The organism is Ruegeria sp. BC2, from assembly GCF_056539245.1.
In genome coordinates, this window is sequence record NZ_JBQFUQ010000002.1 from 321,319 (window position 1) to 338,967 (window position 17,649).

Consider the following 17,649-nt stretch of genomic DNA (forward strand, 5'->3'; position numbering starts at 1 on the left):
GGCCCTGACGGAATCAATGTCCCTGCAAACCTTGGGTCATTCAAGGAAATGTTCGCGCAACCGGGGTTTCTCTGGCCCCTGCCGATCTGCTATGCCGCGCTGCAACATGAACCCCGCGAGGAGCGAGCATGAGCGCCACCGCCCGCAAGACAGCCCCGAATGCCGAGGATATCCGCGCCCGCAAAGGGGGCGATCCGCTGGTCAGCCTGACCGCCTATACCACGCCGATGGCCCGGCTGATGGACCCCCATTGCGACTTCGTCCTGGTGGGTGACAGCGTGGGCATGGTGCTGCACGGGCTGAGCTCGACCCTGGGCGTGACGATGGAGATGATGATCCTGCACGGGCAGGCCGTGGCGCGCGGGCTGGAGACGGCGATGATGGTCATCGACATGCCCTTTGCCAGCTATGAAGAAAGCCCTGCGCAGGCCTTCCGCAACGCGGCCCGGCTGATGGCCGAGACCGGCGCCGGCGCGGTCAAGCTGGAAGGCGGGGTCGAGATGGCCGAGACGATCCGCTTTCTGGTCAAGCGCGGCATCCCGGTGATGGCGCATGTGGGTCTGACGCCGCAATCGATCAACACGCTGGGCGGCTATAAGGTGCAGGGCCGCGACGAACAGGCCGATGCGGTGCTGGCCGACGCCCGCGCCGTGGCCGAGGCCGGGGCGTTTTCGGTCGTGCTCGAGAAGGTTCCGCAGGGTCTGGCCGACCGGATCACCGCCGAGCTGCCCATCCCTACCATCGGCATTGGAGCCTCGGCCGGCTGTGACGGTCAGATCCTGGTGGTTGACGACATGTTGGGCTTTTTCACGGCCTTCAAACCGAAATTCGTCAAACGCTATGCCGATCTGGGCCCGCTGGCCGAGGCCGCCATCGCCGAATACGCCGCCGAGGTGCGCGCCCGCACCTTCCCCGCGGCCGAGCATGTGTTTGCCGATCAGGCGCCCGCCAAGGGGGGCAAGGCATGACCGCGCCCATCCTGCGCACCCTTTCGGAGCTGCGCGCCAAGACCCGGGCCTGGCGCCGGGCGGGCCAGACCATCGGCGTGGTGCCCACCATGGGCGCGCTGCATCAGGGGCACCTGTCGCTGGCACAGTCGGCGCGGGCCGATTGCGACCGGGTGATCGTGACGATCTTCGTCAATCCCAAGCAGTTCAACAACCCCGAGGATCTGGCCAAGTACCCGCGCACCGAGCAGGACGACGCGGCCAAGCTGGCGCCGCTGGGGGTCGATGCGATCTATGTCCCCGACCCGGACCAGATCTATCCGGACGGGTTCGTCACCACCGTGTCCGTCGCCGGCCTGACCGACGTAATGGAGGGCGAATTCCGCCCCGGACATTTCGACGGCGTGGCAACCGTTGTGGCAAAACTGTTCCTGCAGACGCAGGCAGACAGGGCCTATTTCGGGGAAAAGGACTATCAGCAGTTGATGGTCGTGCAGCGCATGGCCCGCGATCTGGACATCCCGATCGAGGTGATCGGCTGCCCCACCGTGCGCGAGCCCTCGGGGCTGGCGATGTCCTCGCGCAATCTGCGCCTGTCGGACCAGGGGCTGGCGACCGGGGCGCGGATGCATGCGGTGATGCAGGACATGGCCGGGCAGTTGGCGCAGGGCGCCGCGTTCGCCGATCTGGTGGGGCCGGCCCGCGAGACGCTGCTGGCGGCGGGCTTTTCCGAGGTGGAATATATCGACCTGCGCTGCGCCGAAACGCTTGCGCCGCTGACCGCCGCCACCCGCCCCGCGCGCCTGTTCGCCACCGCCTGGCTGGAGGGCGTGCGCCTGATCGACAATATCGACGTGCCGGTGGCCTGAAACTGGGGTCTGGAACGGCCCCGACCAATCGCCTAATGTCCCCTGAAAATGACGACCGGGGGGAACACGGGCATGACCTATATTCTGGCAATCGATCAGGGCACCACGTCCTCGCGCGCGATCCTGTTCGACGCGCAGATGCAGCGCGTGGGCACCGCACAGCAGGAATTCACCCAGTATTTCCCGCAGGAAGGCTGGGTCGAGCACGACCCCGAGGAAATCTGGGACAGCGTCCTGAACGTCTGCCGGCAGGTGACGGGCGAGGTGGGCGTCGCGGCCGACCAGATCGCCGGGATCGGCATCACCAACCAGCGTGAAACCACCGTGGTCTGGGACAAGGTGACCGGCAAGGCCATCCACAACGCCATCGTCTGGCAGGACCGCCGCACCGCCGAAATCTGCCAGCGGTTCCGCGACGCGGGCTGCGAGGATGACGTGACCGCCCAGACCGGCCTGCTGCTCGACCCGTATTTCTCAGGCACCAAGGTCAAGTGGATACTGGACACCGTACCCGGCGCGCGCGACCGGGCCGAGGCGGGCGAGCTGCTGTTCGGCACCATCGACAGTTTCCTGATCTGGCGCCTGACCGAGGGCCGCGTCCACGCCACCGACGCCACCAACGCCGCGCGCACCCTGCTGTTCGACATCCACAAGGGCAACTGGAGCGCCGAAATCTGCGATCTGCTGGACGTGCCGCTGTCGATGCTGCCCGAGGTGCGCGACTGCGCGGCCGATTTCGGCCAGACCGGCCTGTTCGGCGGAGCAATCCCGATTCTGGGCGTGGCCGGCGACCAGCAGGCCGCCACGATCGGGCAGGCCTGTTTCCAACCGGGGATGATGAAATCGACCTATGGCACGGGCTGTTTTGCGCTGCTGAACACCGGCACGCAGCCGGTGGAGTCGAAAAACCGCCTGCTGACCACCATCGCCTATCAGCTGGACGGTCAGCGGACCTATGCGCTGGAAGGCTCGATCTTCATCGCGGGCGCGGCGGTGCAGTGGCTGCGCGACGCGCTGCGGATCATCGACTCGGCCCCCCAAAGCGGCGAACTGGCCGCGCAGGCCGACCCCAACCAGCATGTGGTTCTGGTGCCCGCCTTCACCGGACTGGGCGCGCCCTATTGGAAGCCCGAATGTCGCGGCGCCATGTTCGGTCTGACCCGCAACTCGGGCCGGGCCGAGATCGCGCGGGCCACGCTGGAGAGCATCGCCTTCCAGACCCGCGACCTGTGGCACGCGATGCAGGGCGACTGGGGCGCCGAGGCCGACGTGATCCTGCGGGTCGATGGCGGGATGAGCGCGTCCGACTGGGCGATGCAGGGTCTGTCGGACATTCTGGGCGCGCCAGTCGACCGGCCGGTGATGCAGGAAACCACGGCGCTGGGCGCGGCCTGGCTGGCGGGGATGAAGGCCGGGGTCTATCCCGATCAGGCCGGATTTGCCGACACCTGGGCGCTGGACCAGCGGTTCGAACCGATCCTGCCCGAGGCTGACCGCGAAGCGGCCTATGCGCGCTGGAAACGGGCGGTGCAGGCCACCATGGCGTTCTGATTCAGTCTGACCCGCGGCGCAGCCCGAGTCAGCTGTGATCCTTCAGCAGGCGCTGTTTCTGGCGCGACCAGTCGCGCTTGGCTTGGGTTTCGCGCTTGTCGTGGATCTTCTTGCCCTTGGCGATGCCGATCTTCAGCTTGGCCCGACCCTTGTGGTTGAAATACAGAACCAGCGGCACCAGGGTCATGCCCTTGCGCTGCGTGGCGTTCCAAAGGTTCGACAGCTCTTTGCGGGACACCAGCAGCTTGCGCCGGCGGCGCTCGTCGTGCTTGAACGCCTTGGCCTGTTCGTAGGGTGCGATATAGCTGTTGATCAGCCACAGTTCGCCATCCTCGACCGCGGCATAGCTTTCGGCGATGTTGGCCCCGCCCGCGCGTAGAGACTTGACCTCGGACCCTTCCAGCACGATGCCGCACTCGATATCCTCTTCGATCGCGTAGTCGAAGCGGGCCCGCCGGTTTTCGGCGATCACCTTGTAGTTGGGGTCTGTCTTCTGTTTGGCCATGACGCCGTGATGTATGCGGCTTCGTCAGCCCTTGCAAGATGGGCGCGTCAGGATTTGGCCGAGATGATCAGGTCGGGGCCAAAGATCGTGTCGGCGTGATTGTGCAGATAGATCTTCAGCCACGGGGTGAACCGTTCGGGATGACGGCGCACTTCGGCCAGCAGGTCGTGATAGTCGATCCAGCGGATCTCCATCACCTCGTCGGGGTTGGGCTCGATCTTCAGCGGCCCGCGTACATGCGCCAGGAACACGTCCACGACCTCGTTCTCGACCATCCCGTTGCCGACATCCGCGTGATATTCCAGCCGGTGCCGGTATTCGGGATACAGCCCGGTGATGCCCAACTCCTCGCGCAGGCGGCGCACGGCGCAGTCCGAGGAGTTTTCGTCCCAGTCGGGATGGGTGCAACAGGTATTCGCCCACAGGCCGGGCGTGTGATACTTGCCCAGCGCGCGGCGCTGCATCAGAATCTCGGTGCCCCGCACGACGAAGACCGAGACCGCCTTGTGCTTGAGCCCCTTTTCGTGGGCTTCCAGCTTGTCCACGGGTGTCAGCTCGCCATGAACCCAAGCCGGGATCATGATTCCCATCTGTCCTCTCCTGATGTGACTGCGCCGGTCTGGCGGCATCGGCGACTGGGCGCGATGCGCTGGCGGGTTGGGCGCAGTGTTTTTTGTCTGCGACAAAACTGGCGATGATCGACGTTTCAATCAAGCGCACGAAAGGCCGCAGGGCTGCGGCCTTTTGTACTTGTTCCGATTTTTCAGCAAGTGCGGCTTATTCGGCCGAAACGCTCTGCAGATAGGCAAAGACGTCCTCGCCACCGCTTTTCAGCTTGAAGGTCATCTTCGACTTGGCCGAGGTTTCGCCTAGGTAGTCTTTCAGGAACGCCTTGGGGTCCTGAACATAGGCGACGAAGCTTTCCTCGTCCCAGACCAGACCTTTTTCGCCGGCCGCAACCAGGCTGTCGCCGTATTTGAAGCCTTCCTCGGTGCCGGCGGTACGGCCTGCAATGCCGTAGAGGTTCGGCCCGGTTTTGCCGCCCTTGACGATGGCTTCGCCGTCGGGCGTTGCGATCATGTGGCAGGACTTGCACTTGTTGAAGGTCTTGGCGCCGGCTTCGGCGTCGCCTTCGGCCAGGGCCGGCACAGCCAGCAGGCCGACGATGGCAGTCGCGATGATACGTTTCATTGGCGTTGCTCCGATATGAATTGGCTGCCCTTTAACCAGTATCAAACGCGCGCAGAGTCAATGCGCAATTTGACGCGCGGCGGCGACCTGACGCAGCCGAAAAGGTATATTTTCAAGGCGTATTTTGCAGATCCGACCAGCACGGCAACAGGTCGCTCTGCGCCGGTTTAGCATGGAATACCGCGCGTGCGATGGCGCGGGCCAGGCACAGGGCGGCGGCGTGGCCCAGCAGGGCCAGATCGGCCTCGGCCGAAGGGATCCGTCCCGTGCTGACGCCGAACACCAGGTCGCCATCGCCCGGCGTGTGGGCGGGCAGGATGGCGCGAGCGATCCCGTCATGGGCGGCCACCGCCATGCGCTGGCATTGCGGTTTGGTCAGGGCGGCATCGGTGGCGACGATGGCGATGGTCGTGTTGGCCTTGTCGGGCGGGGGATGGCCCATCGCCCGGGCCTTGCGGCTGGGCGCGGGGTCCCCCAGACCGGACGCCGCATCCGGCCCCAGCCCGCCAAACTCGGCCCCGATCTCGAACGGGGCGGCCCAGAAATGCCGGTCGCCCGGGGTGGTGACGCTGCCCAGCGGGTTGGCCGCAACCAGCGCACCCACGGTCACGCCGCCAGGCAACGCCGCCGAGGCAGAGCCCAGCCCGCCCTTGCACATGGCCGTCAGCGCGCCGGTTCCGGCCCCGGCGCTGCCCAGATCGAACGTCTCCGCCGCGGCGTCAAATGCGGCCCGGCCCAAGGCGCGGTACGGGTTTTCACCCCACGCCTTGTCGCCGCCGTTCAGCAGGTCGAACAGAATCGCCCCGGGTACGATCGGCACCACGGCCGGCCCCACCTGAAACCCGCGACCCTGTGCATGCAGCGCGTCCATCACGCCCGAGCAGGCATCCAGCCCGAAGGCCGAGCCACCAGAAAGAACGATCGCATCCACCCGGTCGACGGTTTTGTCGGCGGCCAGAAGATCGGTCTCGCGCGTGCCCGGGGCGCCCCCCATCACATGCACCGAGGCCCGCAGGGGCTGATCTCCGGTCAGGACGGTGACACCTGATTTCAGAGCCGCGTCCTGTGCGTTGCCCACCAGCAGGCCGGGCACGTCGGTGATCAGGTTTCTGGGTCCGGGGGTCATACGGATTTGTCCTTTTCTGCGGAAAAGCGCGCTGGCGCGCGCTGCCTCCGGCGGGGATATTTCGGGCCAGATGAAGGGGTGTTCAGATACAGCGGCCCCCGTCCACCTCAAGCGCGGCACCGGTGATCATGCTGGCCTCGTCCGAGCATAGGAAACAGGCGGCGTTGCCCATGTCCTGCGGGGTCGAGAACCGGCCCAACGGGATGGTCGACAGGAATTTGGCGCGAATTTCGGGCGTGTCCTCGCCCATGAAGGATTTCAGCAGGGGCGTTTCCCCCGCTACCGGGCAGATCGCGTTCACGCGGACACCGGAGGGGGCCAGTTCGACCGCCATCGTCTTGGTCGCGGTGATCATCCAGCCCTTGGAGGCGTTGTACCAGTTCAGATTCGGGCGCGGCGACAATCCGGCGGTCGAGGCGACGTTCAGGATCGCCCCCGCCCCGCGCGATTTCATATGTGGCACCAGCGCCCGCGCAGTCAGAAAGACCGACTTCATGTTCACACGATAGACGCGGTCGAAGTCTTCTTCGCTGACCTCCTCCAGCGGCGTCGGCAGGTGGGTCACGCCGGCATTGTTCACCAGGATGTCCAGGTGGCCATAGAGTCCTAGCGCCGCATCGGCCATCGCCTGGACCGAGTCGCCGTCGGAGACATCCACCTGGCAGTGGTCGGCCAGAGGACCCAACGTTGCCGCCATGTGACGCGCGGCATCCCCATTGATGTCGGCGATCATCACCCGCGCGCCCTCGGTCAGGAATTTCTGCACGATCCCGGCCCCGAACCCGGATGCGCCGCCGGTCACGATTGCGGTTTTTCCCTCCAGCCTCATGGCCTTGCCTCCCTGCCGCCTGTTGCGGTCAGACTAGCAACGGCAGGGAAAGATGCCAGATCAATCTTCTGCCACCTTGCCGCGCAGCGCCTTGACGTCGGACCGGGCCTTTTTTGCCGCCAGCCGGCGCTTGACCGAGCCATAGGTGGGCTTCGTCGCGATCCGCCGCTTGGGTTTGACCAGCGCCTTGCCGATCAGCTCGGCCAGACGGGCGCGGGCGATCTCGCGGTTGCGGGCCTGGCTGCGGGTCTCATCGCATTGGATGATGATCGCGCCATCCTTGGTCCAGCGCCGCCCGGCCAGCCGTTTCAGCCGCGCCTTGACCGGATCGGGCAGCGAGGGCGAGCGCGCCGCCTCGAAGCGCAGCTCGACCGCGGTCGAGACCTTGTTGACGTTCTGCCCGCCGGGACCCGAGGCGCGGATGAAGCTCTCGGTCATTTCCCAATCGTGCAGGGTGATATCGTCGGTGATGCGCAACATGGGCGCGACCTTACAGGCGACACCCGGAAACAGAAAGGGCCGCCCCGGCGGGACGGCCCTTCGAAAGTTCAGGAGGTCGGGTCGGTTAGATCAATCGACCAGCCGGAGCGCGCGCTCCGCCAAGGGCTGCCCTAGCAGGCGGTCCCCCCGGTTGTTCCGACACCTCTCTCCAATCTCTTTCTCGACACTGGATCACCTCCTTTTCTATCTGTTGCGGTTGAAAAGAAGCGTGACACAAGATGCGCCATTCTCAAAGCACTTTTTTTACGCAGGCTGTGCAGCGGTCAATCGCGCAACGATCACCTTGAAGGGGATCAGTGCGACCAGAGCCAGCGACAGCTTCACCAGCCAGTCTGCAAAGGCCAGCGTCACCCACAGAGGCGCCTCGGGGCCCGACAGCATGAAGGGCACGGGCTCCCACGCCCAGTTGATGGCCGCATCCGCATCGGCGCCGAAAAAGGTCACCGAGGCCGAGAACGCGATGGTGAAGAAGATCGCGGTATCCAGCGCCGATCCGACCAGTGTGGATACCAGCGGCGCGCGCCACCAGCGGCCTTCACGCATGGCGTTGAACACGGTGACGTCGGTCAGCTGCGCGATCAGGAACGCGGTTCCCGAAGCCACGGCGATGCGCAGCGGCACGGCGGCGTAGGTGAAGCCGTCGCCCTGCAGCATGATCTGGCTGCCGATCAGCGAGCAGATCACGCCGGTGACGAAGCCGGCAAACACGACCTTGCGGGCCGGACCCACGCCATAGACGCGGTTCATGATGTCGGTGACCAGAAAGGCCAGCGGGTAGGTGAAGGCACCCCAGGTCAACAGCCCGTCAAAGATCAGGAACTGGACCAGGATGTTCGAGGCCACGACGATGGCGGCCATGGCAAGAATGCCGGGGATAAAGTTGCGTTGCATGTTCTGATGCCCGTTTTGACAAGGTAGCGGCGACTTGGCCAAGGGACCGTCCCAAGGCAAGCCGCGCTTCTAGACCCGGGATCGGCCCGTGTCAATCCGGCAGCAGATACTCGACCAGTTCGGTACGCTGCAGCGCCAGAAAGTTGTCGTCCGAGATCATCGTGGCCCGCAACCGCCCCTGCCCGTCGCGCCAGACCGACAGCCCCTCGAGATTGTCATGGGTTCCGGTTCCGGTCTGGAACAGGATTTCCTCGGCCGCAGGTGTATCACCCGCGATCCGCCACCGACGCAAACGCGACCGGAACCCGGTCAGCGAGACCGCGCGTTCCAGAACGTAGAACCGCCCGTCCGGACCGAAATCGGCCGCTACGGGCAGAAAACCGTCCCGCTGCGTCAGGACAAAGGGCGTGGACCAGGCGCGCCCGTTCCACCGATAGACCGGAATGTCGCCATTTGCCGTGCGGCTTTTCTCGGGCAACGTGTACAGGCGACCCTGCGCGTCGATGGCCAGCCCCTCGAACGAACCATTCTGGTCGAGCGCGTCAAAGGCCTTGGGGCGCGGCAGCACCTGCGCATGGGCACCGGGCGCGGCATACCGGGCCACGCGATGCACGCCTTCGAACGAAATGAAGAAGCTGCCATCCGGCGCCAGCGCCAGCCCCTCGGAGTCACCCGAGCTGCCGGGCATGATCCGTCCCCGGCTGGACAGAACCGGCCAGTGGCCAACAATACGGATGCCGACAATCTCATCGCCATCCCGGTCGATGCGGACCGATGCCAGGGTGGAGCGGTCGCTCAGCACCCATGCGCGCTGCCCGTCACCCGAGACATGGATGGCGGAAAACCCGCCGAACCAGTCATGGCCGGCGCGCCATGCAAAGCTGCCCAGATATTCGGCCGATTTGACTTCGACCGCCCAGGCGGAACCGGCCAGAAACAGGCTGGCGATCAGTTGGACTGCAAGACGGCGGCGCATTGCTGGGGCAGATCCGCCAGAACATACTCACGACGTTTCTTCGGAGGCGGCGCGTTGGGGTCGGGCGGCGGCGGGTTCAGGATGTTGCGCACCCACTGTTCGGCCTCGGCGCAGCCGTCACCCTTGGGCGGCGGATCCTGATTGACGCACCCGCGCGAGCCGCGCGGGCAGTTCAGCCGGACGTGGAAGTGATAATGATGCCCCCACCAGGGCCGGATCTTGCGCAGATAGGCACGGTTGCCCTTCTCTTCCTTGCACATCTGCACCTTGGCGCCCGGAAACACGAAGATGCGGGCCACGCGTTTGTCCTTGGCCGCCTCGCGCAGGATGGCGTGGTGCTGTTTCGTCCAGTTGCCGTTCACATAGGCGCCGTTCGAGCGCCGCAAGGAGATGGACGAGATGTTCTCGCGCGCCTTGCGCGACAGGCGCATGTTGTCACCGGGCAGCATCCAGATGTCGATGTCCAAGCCAAGCTGGTGGCTGCGGTGGCCCGAGGTCATAGGCCCGCCCCGCGGCTGGCTGATATCCCCGATGTACAGCCCGTTCCATCCCGGTTGCTTTGCCGCAAAACGGCTGAGGTCCTGCACGAAGTCGATGGCTTGCGGATGGCCCCAGTTGCGGTTGCGCGACAGGCGCATCGCCTGCCAGGTGGGTCCGGTCTCGGGCAGTTGCACCGATCCGGCCGCGCATCCGCGCGAATAACTGCCGAAAGCGGCCGGCTTTTGTTGCGAACTGTCCTTCTGAGCCCCGAACAACTGCTTGGCCAGCGGTTGAGCCCCAGCCGCTCCGGCCAGCGCAATTCCTGCCAAAAACACCAAAAAACGTAATGAAATCATCTGCTCTGATCCCCTTCCGGTTTGACCCAGCGCATTAGGAACAATCCCAGAATAAACAACCCGACGATCGGAGACACCCCCAACCGCGCGCTGCCGGTCGCGGTTGTTGCAATTCCGATCATCAAAGGCGCCGCAAAAGCGGTGGCGCGGCCCGACAGACCATAGAGGCCAAAGCTCTCGACCGGGGCGGCCGGATCGGTGTGGCGCACCATCAACGACCGGCTGGCCGATTGCAGAATGCCCCCCATCCCGCCGATCAGGATGCCGCAGCCAAAGAACACCATGTCCGGCAGGCCCGAGCCTTGTGCCAGGGCGATGCCGAAGATCTGCGTCCGGTCCATCGACACGATGGTGGTGCAGACCAGGATCAGAACCCAGATCGCGGTCAGGATCACCGGCTTGGGGCCGAATTTCCGGTCCAGCTTGCCGCCGATCCAGGCGAAGACTGCCGAAGCCAGCACGCTGATGATGCCGAAGACGCCGATCTTGATCAGGTCCCATTCCAGCACCAGCCGCGCATAGACGCCGCCGAAACTGTACAGCCCGTTCAGCGCATCCCGGTAGAACATCGATGACCCCAGATAGCTGGCAAGGCTGACCCGGTACCGCAAGGCGGCCACGGACTTGCCCAGCAGGCGCAGCGCCTCGGATACGCTTCCCTTTTTGTCGGCTGCGGGATCGTCGCGCACCCACAGGAAATACGGGACCATGAACAGGATGAACCACCCGGCGGTGAACGGCCCCACGAAACGCGTGCCTTCGCGCGTGCCGGCGTCCAGACCGAACAGCGGCTCCATCCCGATCAGCGTCTTCCCGTTGGGCTGCTCGACGAACAGCGCCAGCATGATCGCCAAGGAAATCAGCCCGCCGAAATAGCCGAAGGCAAAGCCCGAGCCCGAGATCTCGCCCACCTCATCGTCGTCCCCCAGATCGGGCAGTTGCGAGTTGATGAAGATCAGCGCGTATTCCGCCCCCACGAAGCCCAGACCGAAGGCCGACAGCATCAGCCACATGTTCGACCCGTCCGGCAGCGTGAACCATAACGCGGCAGACCCCACGGCATACATCACCGAAAAGGCAAAGATCCACGGGATGCGCCGCCCCGAGACATCGGCCATCGCCCCCAAGAGCGGCGCGCCGAAAGCGATGATCAGACCGGTGATCGTCAGGCAGTTGGCCCAGACCGTCTGCGCCTGCGCGGCGGCAGCTTCGGCATCCATCCCGGCGGTTGCGTAATATTCAGCCGCAACACCGGCGAAATACGGGCCAAAGACAAAGGTCACCAACAGGGTGTGATACGGCTGGCTGGCCCAGTCGAAAAACCACCAGCCCCAGATGCGCCTGCGCTTGGAAATCTCTGCCATCTCTGCCCCTTGCCTGCTTTTGATTTCATAAGACGGGCCTTTGGGCCATTTCGCAAGCGTTCTGTGACTGCGGGCTTGCCTATTGCCGCTTGGGCACTTAGGTCTCAGGCCGTACGGAAAACGAGGTGCTCATGCTGTCGCTGATCCAAATCCTGCTGCTGATCCTGGACATCGTCTGGTTCATCATCCTGGCCCATGTGATCATGAGCTGGCTGATCAACTTCCAGGTCCTGAACCTGCATCAACAGCTGGTCGCCCAGATCTGGTACGGCCTGAACCGCTTGCTCGAACCGATCTACGGCCCGATCCGCCGCATTCTGCCCAACATGGGCGGTCTGGACCTGACGCCTCTGGTGGTGCTGATCGGGGTCTATGCGCTGCGGATCATCCTTATCAACAACGCGGTCTATTTCTACTGACCTCTTGTTCCCCGATTCCGACTGTGTGATTGTCCGTTCAAGAGCAGTCAAATCTTGAAACAGGGCACCCCCGCACATGTTCGACGCCGCGCCTCTGCTGCGAGATGTCTTTGGATTCGATGAGTTCCGCCCCGGGCAGGAAGAGATCGTCGATGCCGTGACCGCCGGCGAGAACGTGCTGGCCATCATGCCCACCGGGGGCGGCAAATCCCTGTGTTTCCAACTGCCTGCCCTGCTGCGCGACGGGGTCACGGTGGTGATTTCGCCGCTGATCGCCCTGATGCGCGACCAGGTGCGGGGGTTGCAAGAGGCCGGGGTCGAGGCCGGCGCGCTAACCTCGGGCAACACACCCGAGGAAACCGATGCCGTGTGGGAGGCGCTCGAGGCCGGGCGGCTGAAACTGCTGTATATGGCGCCCGAGCGGCTGGCCGCCGGGTCGGCGCTGGGGATGCTGCGGCGGATCAATGTCAGCCTGATCGCCGTGGACGAGGCGCATTGCGTCAGCCAGTGGGGCCATGATTTCCGCCCCGACTATCTGCGGATCGGAGAGCTGCGGCGCGCGCTGAACGTGCCCTTGGCCGCCTTCACCGCCACGGCGGATGCGGAAACCCAGGACGAGATCGTCGAGAAACTGTTCGACGGCACGCCCCCGCGCAAGTTCCTGCGCGGCTTTGATCGCCCGAACATCCACCTGGCCTTTGCCGCCAAGGACAGCCCGCGCAAGCAGATCCTGGATTTCGCCGACGCCCGCCGGGGCCAGTCGGGCATCGTCTATTGCGGCACCCGCAACAAGTCCGAAGTGCTGGCGCAGGCCCTGCGCGAACAGGGCCACAGCGCCTGCCACTACCACGGCGGGATGGAGGCCGAGGACCGCCGCATCGTCGAAACCCGTTTCGCGCGCGAGGACGGGCTGATCGTGGTGGCCACCGTGGCCTTCGGCATGGGCATCGACAAGCCCGACATCCGCTGGGTCGCCCATGCGGACCTGCCGAAATCGATCGAGGCCTATTACCAGGAAATCGGCCGCGCCGGACGCGACGGTGGGCCGGCCGAGACCCTGACCCTGTTCGGCCCCGACGACATCCGCCTGCGCCGCAGCCAGATCGACGAGGGGCTCGCCCCGCCCGAACGCCGCGCCGCCGACCACGCCCGCCTGAACGCGCTGCTGGGGCTGGCCGAAGCGCTGCACTGCCGCCGCCAAACCCTGCTGGGCTATTTCGGGGAAGAGGCCGAGCCCTGCGGCAAATGCGATCTGTGCGACAGCCCGCCTGAGCTGTTCGACGGCACCACCCCAGTGCGCATGGCCCTGTCGGCGATCCTGCGCACCGAGGAATGGTTCGGCTCGGGCCACCTGATCGACATCCTCTTGGGCAACGAAACCGACAAGATCCGCGCGCGGCGGCACGACGAATTGCCCACCTACGGCATCGGCAAGGACTGGTCGCGCCCGCAATGGCAGGCGATCTTCCGGCAGATGATGGGCCACGACCTTGTCCGCCCCGACCCTGAACGCCACGGCGCCTTGCGCATGACCGAGGCCGCCAAGCCGATCCTGAAGGGCGAGGCGCAGATCACCCTGCGCAAGGACACGCTGCGCAAGGCCACCCGCCGGCCCGCGGTCAAGATGATGGTCTCGGAAGAAGACGCGCCCCTGCTGTCGGCGCTCAAGGCCAAGCGCCGCGCGCTGGCCGAGGCCGCCCGCGTGCCCGCCTATGTCATCTTCCCCGACCGCACGCTGATCGAGATGGCGGAACAACGCCCCATGACCCTGGACGAGATGGCCCGGATCGGCGGTGTTGGCGCGAAAAAGCTGGACCGCTACGGCGACACCTTCCTTGAAGTGGTCGCGGGCGAGGCGCAGGCGGTCCACCCGGCGCGCCGCAAGCTGGCCGGGCGTGAGCAGGGAAATATCTATGACCGTCTGCTCGAGGTGCAGGCGCAATTGGCCCGAGGCCCGGACGGGATCGACAAACCACTCAGCTGCTCGGCTTCGCAACTGGCCAAGGTGGCGCAGATGCGCCCGGACGACGCGCGCACTCTGGAACAGGTGCTGGGCGACCGCCGCGCCGAACGTTTCGCGGCCGCCTTTCTGGACGTGCTGCGCGCGGCGGGCTAGGTATCGACGGGCAGGCACGAACACGGGGGCAGACATGCTGGTGGTGATCTCTCCGGCCAAACGGCTGGACTGGGCAGAGCGGGACGCGGCACCGACCCGGCCCGATTTTCAGGACGACGCGATCCGGTTGGCGAAGACCGCGCGCAACCTGACACTGGGGGATCTGAAAAGGCTTATGAGCCTCAGTGACGATCTGGCCCGACTGAACCGTGACCGGTTCCGCGCCTTTGCCGACGCGCCGCAGCCCGAGGCCACCCGCCCAGCCGCGCTGGCCTTTGCCGGCGACACCTATCAGGGGCTCGAGGCCGCTTCGCTGGACGTCGACGAACTGGCCTGGGCGCAGAACCATCTGCGCATCCTGTCGGGGCTTTATGGCCTGTTGCGCCCGCTGGACGCCATTCAGCCCTATCGGCTGGAAATGGGCAGCCGGCTGAAGACCCGACGCGGCACGTCCTTGTACGACTATTGGCGCGACCAGCTGAGCAAGGCGCTGAATGCGCAGGCCGACGAGATCGGCACCGGTACGCTAGTGAACTGCGCCAGCCAGGAGTATTTCGGCGCGGTGACCCCCAAGGCGCTGAAACTGCGGGTCATCACCCCTATCTTCATGGAGGACAAGGACGGCGCACCGAAGATCGTCAGCTTCTTCGCCAAAAAAGCTCGCGGCTCAATGGCGCGGTACATCATCCAGCACCGGCTGACCGACCCTGCGGGCCTCCGGGATTTCGACACCGGCGGCTATGCGTATCGGTCTGATTTGTCGGAACCGGACAAACCGGTATTCGTGCGCCCCTATCAGGCCTGATCCAGCATCGAGGCATCATACGCCACCAGTTCGACCGTGTTGCCCTCGGGGTCCGTGGTAAATACTCCGCGCCAACCGATCCAGCCGAACCGTTCGACGCGATAGGGCTGGCCGATTTGATCATACCAGCGCATGACGGCCTCTTGTTCCGCAAAGGGAAGAGACAAGGCGATATGGTGCAGCGACGATTGCGCCCCGGTCATGGGTTTGTCGGCACCGGTGGGGTGCAAACCCGGCCGCGGCGCTGCCCCATGATGAAACAGCGCCAGAACTTGTGTGTGTCCTTCGAACCCTTCCGCAATCCGAAAGAATGTGATGGCGCTGTCATGACCGCCATGCAGGCGGGTCAGCCCGATGACGTTTTCATAGAAATCGACCATCGCTGCCATGTCGGCGCAGCGTATTGCTATTTCACCCAAAGCGCGGGGGCGAAAACCTCGTTCCTGTGACATAGCGACAGCCTAGACCGCACCGGCCGGCTCGACAATGACAGGTTGCACATCCTTCGGGCAGTTGGACTGGATCATCTCGCAAATCAGCTTCTTCTGAAGCGGTTTCGTCAGGTAGTGATCCAGCCCGGCCCCAAGGATGCTGTGCTCGTCATCGGCCAAGGCATGAGCGGTCAGCGCCACGATCGGCACATGCTGCCCTGTGCCGATTTCGCGTCGGCGAATCTCACTCGTGGCCTGCTTTCCGTCCATCTTGGGCATCGAGATGTCCATGAGGATCAGGTCAGGGGCGAATTCCGCAAAGGCTTCGACAGCCTCAAGCCCGTTGGCCACCAGCTTGAGGTCTATGTTCAGATCCTTGGTCATCTTGCTCAGGATCAACTGGTTGGTGCGATTGTCCTCGGCGGCCAGAACCCGCATCTTGCGCAGCTTCGAGTTTCCGCCGGACGATTGGGCCGGCTCCGCGCGGCAGGGCGGGGAAACAGGCGCAGGCAACACAGCGGCGCCCAGCGCCTGAAGCCGCGAGAACAGCTCGGCCCGTGGGATCGGTTTCTGAACCACCCCTTGTATCAGCCGATGGTTCGGATCGGCGTGCACGATGGCCGGGTTTGCGGACATCAGCACGATCGGAACGTCGGACCAGCCTCGCTTGCGCAGAGTTTCCGCCAAATCCAGCCCGTCCATGTCAGGCAGATCGTGATCGCAAAGGATCAGGTCGACCGACGCATCCACCGCGCTCAGCGCTTCGGTGCCTGTGGCGCAAACCGTTACCTCGGCCCCCAAACGCCGCAGCTGCTTGTTCAGAATGGCCCGATTGACCGCCAGATCCTCGACCACGAGGACATGTTTCAGCCTGTCCGCCAAGGCAGGCGGAGCCGGTTGAGGGCCTTCGGCGGTGGGCAGCGTGATGCGGAACCCAAAGCACGATCCCTTGCTGGCCTCGCTCTCGACCCAGATCGAGCCACCCATCAAGGTAATCAGGCGTTTGGTGATGGCCAGACCAAGGCCAGTGCCGTCAAAGGCGCGGGTCTTTTCGTTTTCAACCTGATTGAACTCGCCAAATATGTGCTCGATCTTGTCCGCTTCGATGCCGATTCCGGTGTCTTCGATCGCAATGTGGATGTCGCAGGTCTTCTGATCGGCATGCGGTACTCCGGTGACCCGGATCAGAACATGGCCCTGGGCGGTGAATTTGACCGCGTTGCCCACCAGATTGGTCAGCACCTGACGCACCCGGCCCGGATCACCCACGAACAGCGTCGGCAGGAACAGGTCATAGTCGACCAGCAAGGTCAGCCCCTTGTCGCGCACCGTGGGCTGCAGCAGCATCGCAACTTCGAGGATGCAACGCTCAAGATCGAAACCCTCGGGATGCAGCACAAGCTTGTCGGCTTCGATCTTGGAATAGTCCAGAACGTCATTGATGATGACCAGAAGCGCGTCCCCCGAATTGCGGATCGTCTCGACATAAAGCCTCTGCTCCTCATTCAGAGGGGTTTCCGACAGCAGGTCGGTCATCCCGACGATGCCGTTCATCGGGGTCCGGATCTCATGGCTCATATTGGCAAGGAAAGCCGACTTGGCCCGGTTGGCGGCCTCGGCCTTTTCGCGCGCGGCCTGCAGTTGCGCCTCATGCTGGACCGAGGCCGTGATGTTCAGGGCCAGACTGACCACATCGCCGCCCTGCCCGCGCTGGTCGATCAGCTTGATATATTGCCCATTCCACAGCTGGATCACTTCGGGCGGCGGGTTGATCCGGGTCCAGCGGCGCATCATGCGGGTTTTCCACGCCTCGGCCGGTTCCGACCCGATATCGATGATGCCCTCTGTGGTCAGCAGATCAAGAATGCGGGGGTATGAAATCCCGGGCGCGACCTCGTCCAGTCCTTCGAACACGCTCAGATAGGCCGTATTTGCACTGATCAACCGATCACTGCCGTCGAAGAAGGCGAAACCGTCCTGGATCGTCTGGATCGAGTGCCAGAGGCGGCGTTCGGCCACTTCGATCTTGGCATTTGCAACGGTCAGGTCCGATTTGACCTTTTCATTCTCGCCACGCACGGTTTCGACCTCGGCCTCGGTCTCGCCGATACGTTTGGTCAGGGCCATCGCATATTCGCCCAGCTTGCGATTGGCCTCGGACAGTTCACTTTGCTTAAGTGCAAGCATGCGTTCGGCGGCCAGACGCGCCCGCCGTTCCTGTGCCAGTTTTTCTGCAAGACTCATGGTCATCTTCCCGGTCGGTTCGGGATCAGCATTCCCGCAGACCGTGAA

At 64.5% G+C, this 17,649-nt stretch carries 18 protein-coding genes; 6 read left to right on the plus strand and 12 right to left on the minus strand.

What is annotated here, in order from left to right; translation table 11 throughout:
• Positions 1-128 precede the first annotated feature (128 nt).
• The 3 genes from panB (at position 129) to glpK (ending at position 3,367) form a co-directional block, all read left to right on the plus strand.
• Positions 129-968, plus strand: a complete 840-nt coding sequence (panB, locus tag ACR0CU_RS11915; RefSeq protein WP_170447430.1) for a 3-methyl-2-oxobutanoate hydroxymethyltransferase — start codon at positions 129-131, stop codon at positions 966-968.
• Entirely contained in the window at positions 965-1,816 is an 852-nt protein-coding gene (gene panC, locus ACR0CU_RS11920) for a pantoate--beta-alanine ligase (protein ID WP_170447427.1), read from the plus strand. The genes panB and panC overlap by 4 nt, the downstream gene beginning before the upstream one ends.
• A gap of 72 nt (positions 1,817-1,888) precedes the next feature.
• Positions 1,889-3,367 (plus strand): glycerol kinase GlpK, encoded by a 1,479-nt coding sequence (gene glpK, locus ACR0CU_RS11925; protein WP_170447425.1) that lies wholly within the window; start codon positions 1,889-1,891, stop codon positions 3,365-3,367.
• Between the two features lie 28 nt (positions 3,368-3,395).
• On the opposite strand, the gene smpB is transcribed toward glpK, so the two are convergent.
• The 10 genes from smpB to ACR0CU_RS11975 all read right to left on the minus strand — a co-directional run bounded on the left by smpB (position 3,396) and on the right by ACR0CU_RS11975 (position 11,586).
• A complete protein-coding gene (gene smpB, locus ACR0CU_RS11930; RefSeq protein WP_170447423.1) occupies positions 3,396-3,872 on the minus strand; it encodes an SsrA-binding protein SmpB in 477 nt (158 codons plus the stop codon).
• Positions 3,873-3,919: 47 nt separating this feature from the next.
• Positions 3,920-4,462 (minus strand): isopentenyl-diphosphate Delta-isomerase, encoded by a 543-nt coding sequence (idi, locus tag ACR0CU_RS11935; RefSeq protein ID WP_093964071.1) that lies wholly within the window; start codon positions 4,460-4,462, stop codon positions 3,920-3,922.
• A 187-nt stretch (positions 4,463-4,649) separates the two neighbouring features.
• Entirely contained in the window at positions 4,650-5,063 is a 414-nt protein-coding gene (locus ACR0CU_RS11940; RefSeq protein ID WP_170405871.1) for a c-type cytochrome, read from the minus strand.
• A 112-nt stretch (positions 5,064-5,175) separates the two neighbouring features.
• Positions 5,176-6,189 carry a P1 family peptidase gene (locus ACR0CU_RS11945; RefSeq protein WP_170447421.1) on the minus strand — a complete coding sequence of 338 codons (1,014 nt, stop codon included), beginning with the start codon at positions 6,187-6,189 and terminating at the stop codon, positions 5,176-5,178.
• A gap of 82 nt (positions 6,190-6,271) precedes the next feature.
• Complete coding sequence (locus tag ACR0CU_RS11950) at positions 6,272-7,018, minus strand: SDR family oxidoreductase (RefSeq protein ID WP_170447419.1); 747 nt, start codon at positions 7,016-7,018, stop codon at positions 6,272-6,274.
• Positions 7,019-7,078: 60 nt separating this feature from the next.
• Positions 7,079-7,498, minus strand: a complete 420-nt coding sequence (gene arfB, locus ACR0CU_RS11955) for an alternative ribosome rescue aminoacyl-tRNA hydrolase ArfB (protein WP_005980088.1) — start codon at positions 7,496-7,498, stop codon at positions 7,079-7,081.
• A 264-nt stretch (positions 7,499-7,762) separates the two neighbouring features.
• Positions 7,763-8,410 (minus strand): queuosine precursor transporter, encoded by a 648-nt coding sequence (locus ACR0CU_RS11960; RefSeq protein ID WP_170391300.1) that lies wholly within the window; start codon positions 8,408-8,410, stop codon positions 7,763-7,765.
• Between the two features lie 91 nt (positions 8,411-8,501).
• On the minus strand, positions 8,502-9,386 hold the full coding sequence (locus ACR0CU_RS11965) for an esterase-like activity of phytase family protein (protein ID WP_170447417.1): 885 nt from the start codon (positions 9,384-9,386) through the stop codon (positions 8,502-8,504).
• Positions 9,359-10,222, minus strand: coding sequence for a penicillin-insensitive murein endopeptidase (mepA, locus tag ACR0CU_RS11970; RefSeq protein ID WP_170360435.1), 864 nt, complete (start codon positions 10,220-10,222; stop codon positions 9,359-9,361). The genes ACR0CU_RS11965 and mepA overlap by 28 nt, the downstream gene beginning before the upstream one ends.
• Positions 10,219-11,586 (minus strand): MFS transporter, encoded by a 1,368-nt coding sequence (locus tag ACR0CU_RS11975; protein ID WP_170447415.1) that lies wholly within the window; start codon positions 11,584-11,586, stop codon positions 10,219-10,221. The genes mepA and ACR0CU_RS11975 overlap by 4 nt, the downstream gene beginning before the upstream one ends.
• 131 nt (positions 11,587-11,717) lie before the next feature.
• Between ACR0CU_RS11975 and ACR0CU_RS11980 the strand changes: the two genes are divergently transcribed.
• The 3 genes from ACR0CU_RS11980 to yaaA all read left to right on the plus strand — a co-directional run bounded on the left by ACR0CU_RS11980 (position 11,718) and on the right by yaaA (position 14,926).
• The gene (locus ACR0CU_RS11980; protein WP_005980077.1) at positions 11,718-12,005 is read left to right on the plus strand and encodes a YggT family protein; all 288 of its coding nucleotides are present in this window, start codon (positions 11,718-11,720) and stop codon (positions 12,003-12,005) included.
• Positions 12,006-12,081: 76 nt separating this feature from the next.
• A complete protein-coding gene (gene recQ / locus ACR0CU_RS11985) occupies positions 12,082-14,121 on the plus strand; it encodes a DNA helicase RecQ (RefSeq protein WP_170447414.1) in 2,040 nt (679 codons plus the stop codon).
• A 34-nt stretch (positions 14,122-14,155) separates the two neighbouring features.
• The gene (gene yaaA / locus ACR0CU_RS11990) at positions 14,156-14,926 is read left to right on the plus strand and encodes a peroxide stress protein YaaA (protein WP_170447412.1); all 771 of its coding nucleotides are present in this window, start codon (positions 14,156-14,158) and stop codon (positions 14,924-14,926) included.
• On the opposite strand, the gene ACR0CU_RS11995 is transcribed toward yaaA, so the two are convergent.
• Positions 14,917-15,378 (minus strand): VOC family protein, encoded by a 462-nt coding sequence (locus tag ACR0CU_RS11995; protein ID WP_170364067.1) that lies wholly within the window; start codon positions 15,376-15,378, stop codon positions 14,917-14,919. The genes yaaA and ACR0CU_RS11995 overlap by 10 nt on opposite strands.
• 9 nt (positions 15,379-15,387) lie before the next feature.
• Positions 15,388-17,601, minus strand: a complete 2,214-nt coding sequence (locus tag ACR0CU_RS12000; RefSeq protein WP_170447409.1) for a response regulator — start codon at positions 17,599-17,601, stop codon at positions 15,388-15,390.
• Positions 17,602-17,649: the final 48 nt, after the last annotated feature.

What these genes read in the sequence shown, in the direction of transcription:
- panB (WP_170447430.1), top strand. Translation starts at nt 129, where the DNA reads ATGAGCGCCACCGCCCGCAAGACAGCCCCGAATGCCGAGGATATCCGC.
- panC (WP_170447427.1), top strand. Translation starts at nt 965, where the DNA reads ATGACCGCGCCCATCCTGCGCACCCTTTCGGAGCTGCGCGCCAAGACC.
- glpK (WP_170447425.1), top strand. Translation starts at nt 1,889, where the DNA reads ATGACCTATATTCTGGCAATCGATCAGGGCACCACGTCCTCGCGCGCG.
- smpB (WP_170447423.1), bottom strand. Translation starts at nt 3,872, where the DNA reads ATGGCCAAACAGAAGACAGACCCCAACTACAAGGTGATCGCCGAAAAC.
- idi (WP_093964071.1), bottom strand. Translation starts at nt 4,462, where the DNA reads ATGGGAATCATGATCCCGGCTTGGGTTCATGGCGAGCTGACACCCGTG.
- ACR0CU_RS11940 (WP_170405871.1), bottom strand. Translation starts at nt 5,063, where the DNA reads ATGAAACGTATCATCGCGACTGCCATCGTCGGCCTGCTGGCTGTGCCG.
- ACR0CU_RS11945 (WP_170447421.1), bottom strand. Translation starts at nt 6,189, where the DNA reads ATGACCCCCGGACCCAGAAACCTGATCACCGACGTGCCCGGCCTGCTG.
- ACR0CU_RS11950 (WP_170447419.1), bottom strand. Translation starts at nt 7,018, where the DNA reads ATGAGGCTGGAGGGAAAAACCGCAATCGTGACCGGCGGCGCATCCGGG.
- arfB (WP_005980088.1), bottom strand. Translation starts at nt 7,498, where the DNA reads ATGTTGCGCATCACCGACGATATCACCCTGCACGATTGGGAAATGACC.
- ACR0CU_RS11960 (WP_170391300.1), bottom strand. Translation starts at nt 8,410, where the DNA reads ATGCAACGCAACTTTATCCCCGGCATTCTTGCCATGGCCGCCATCGTC.
- ACR0CU_RS11965 (WP_170447417.1), bottom strand. Translation starts at nt 9,386, where the DNA reads ATGCGCCGCCGTCTTGCAGTCCAACTGATCGCCAGCCTGTTTCTGGCC.
- mepA (WP_170360435.1), bottom strand. Translation starts at nt 10,222, where the DNA reads ATGATTTCATTACGTTTTTTGGTGTTTTTGGCAGGAATTGCGCTGGCC.
- ACR0CU_RS11975 (WP_170447415.1), bottom strand. Translation starts at nt 11,586, where the DNA reads ATGGCAGAGATTTCCAAGCGCAGGCGCATCTGGGGCTGGTGGTTTTTC.
- ACR0CU_RS11980 (WP_005980077.1), top strand. Translation starts at nt 11,718, where the DNA reads ATGCTGTCGCTGATCCAAATCCTGCTGCTGATCCTGGACATCGTCTGG.
- recQ (WP_170447414.1), top strand. Translation starts at nt 12,082, where the DNA reads ATGTTCGACGCCGCGCCTCTGCTGCGAGATGTCTTTGGATTCGATGAG.
- yaaA (WP_170447412.1), top strand. Translation starts at nt 14,156, where the DNA reads ATGCTGGTGGTGATCTCTCCGGCCAAACGGCTGGACTGGGCAGAGCGG.
- ACR0CU_RS11995 (WP_170364067.1), bottom strand. Translation starts at nt 15,378, where the DNA reads ATGTCACAGGAACGAGGTTTTCGCCCCCGCGCTTTGGGTGAAATAGCA.
- ACR0CU_RS12000 (WP_170447409.1), bottom strand. Translation starts at nt 17,601, where the DNA reads ATGAGTCTTGCAGAAAAACTGGCACAGGAACGGCGGGCGCGTCTGGCC.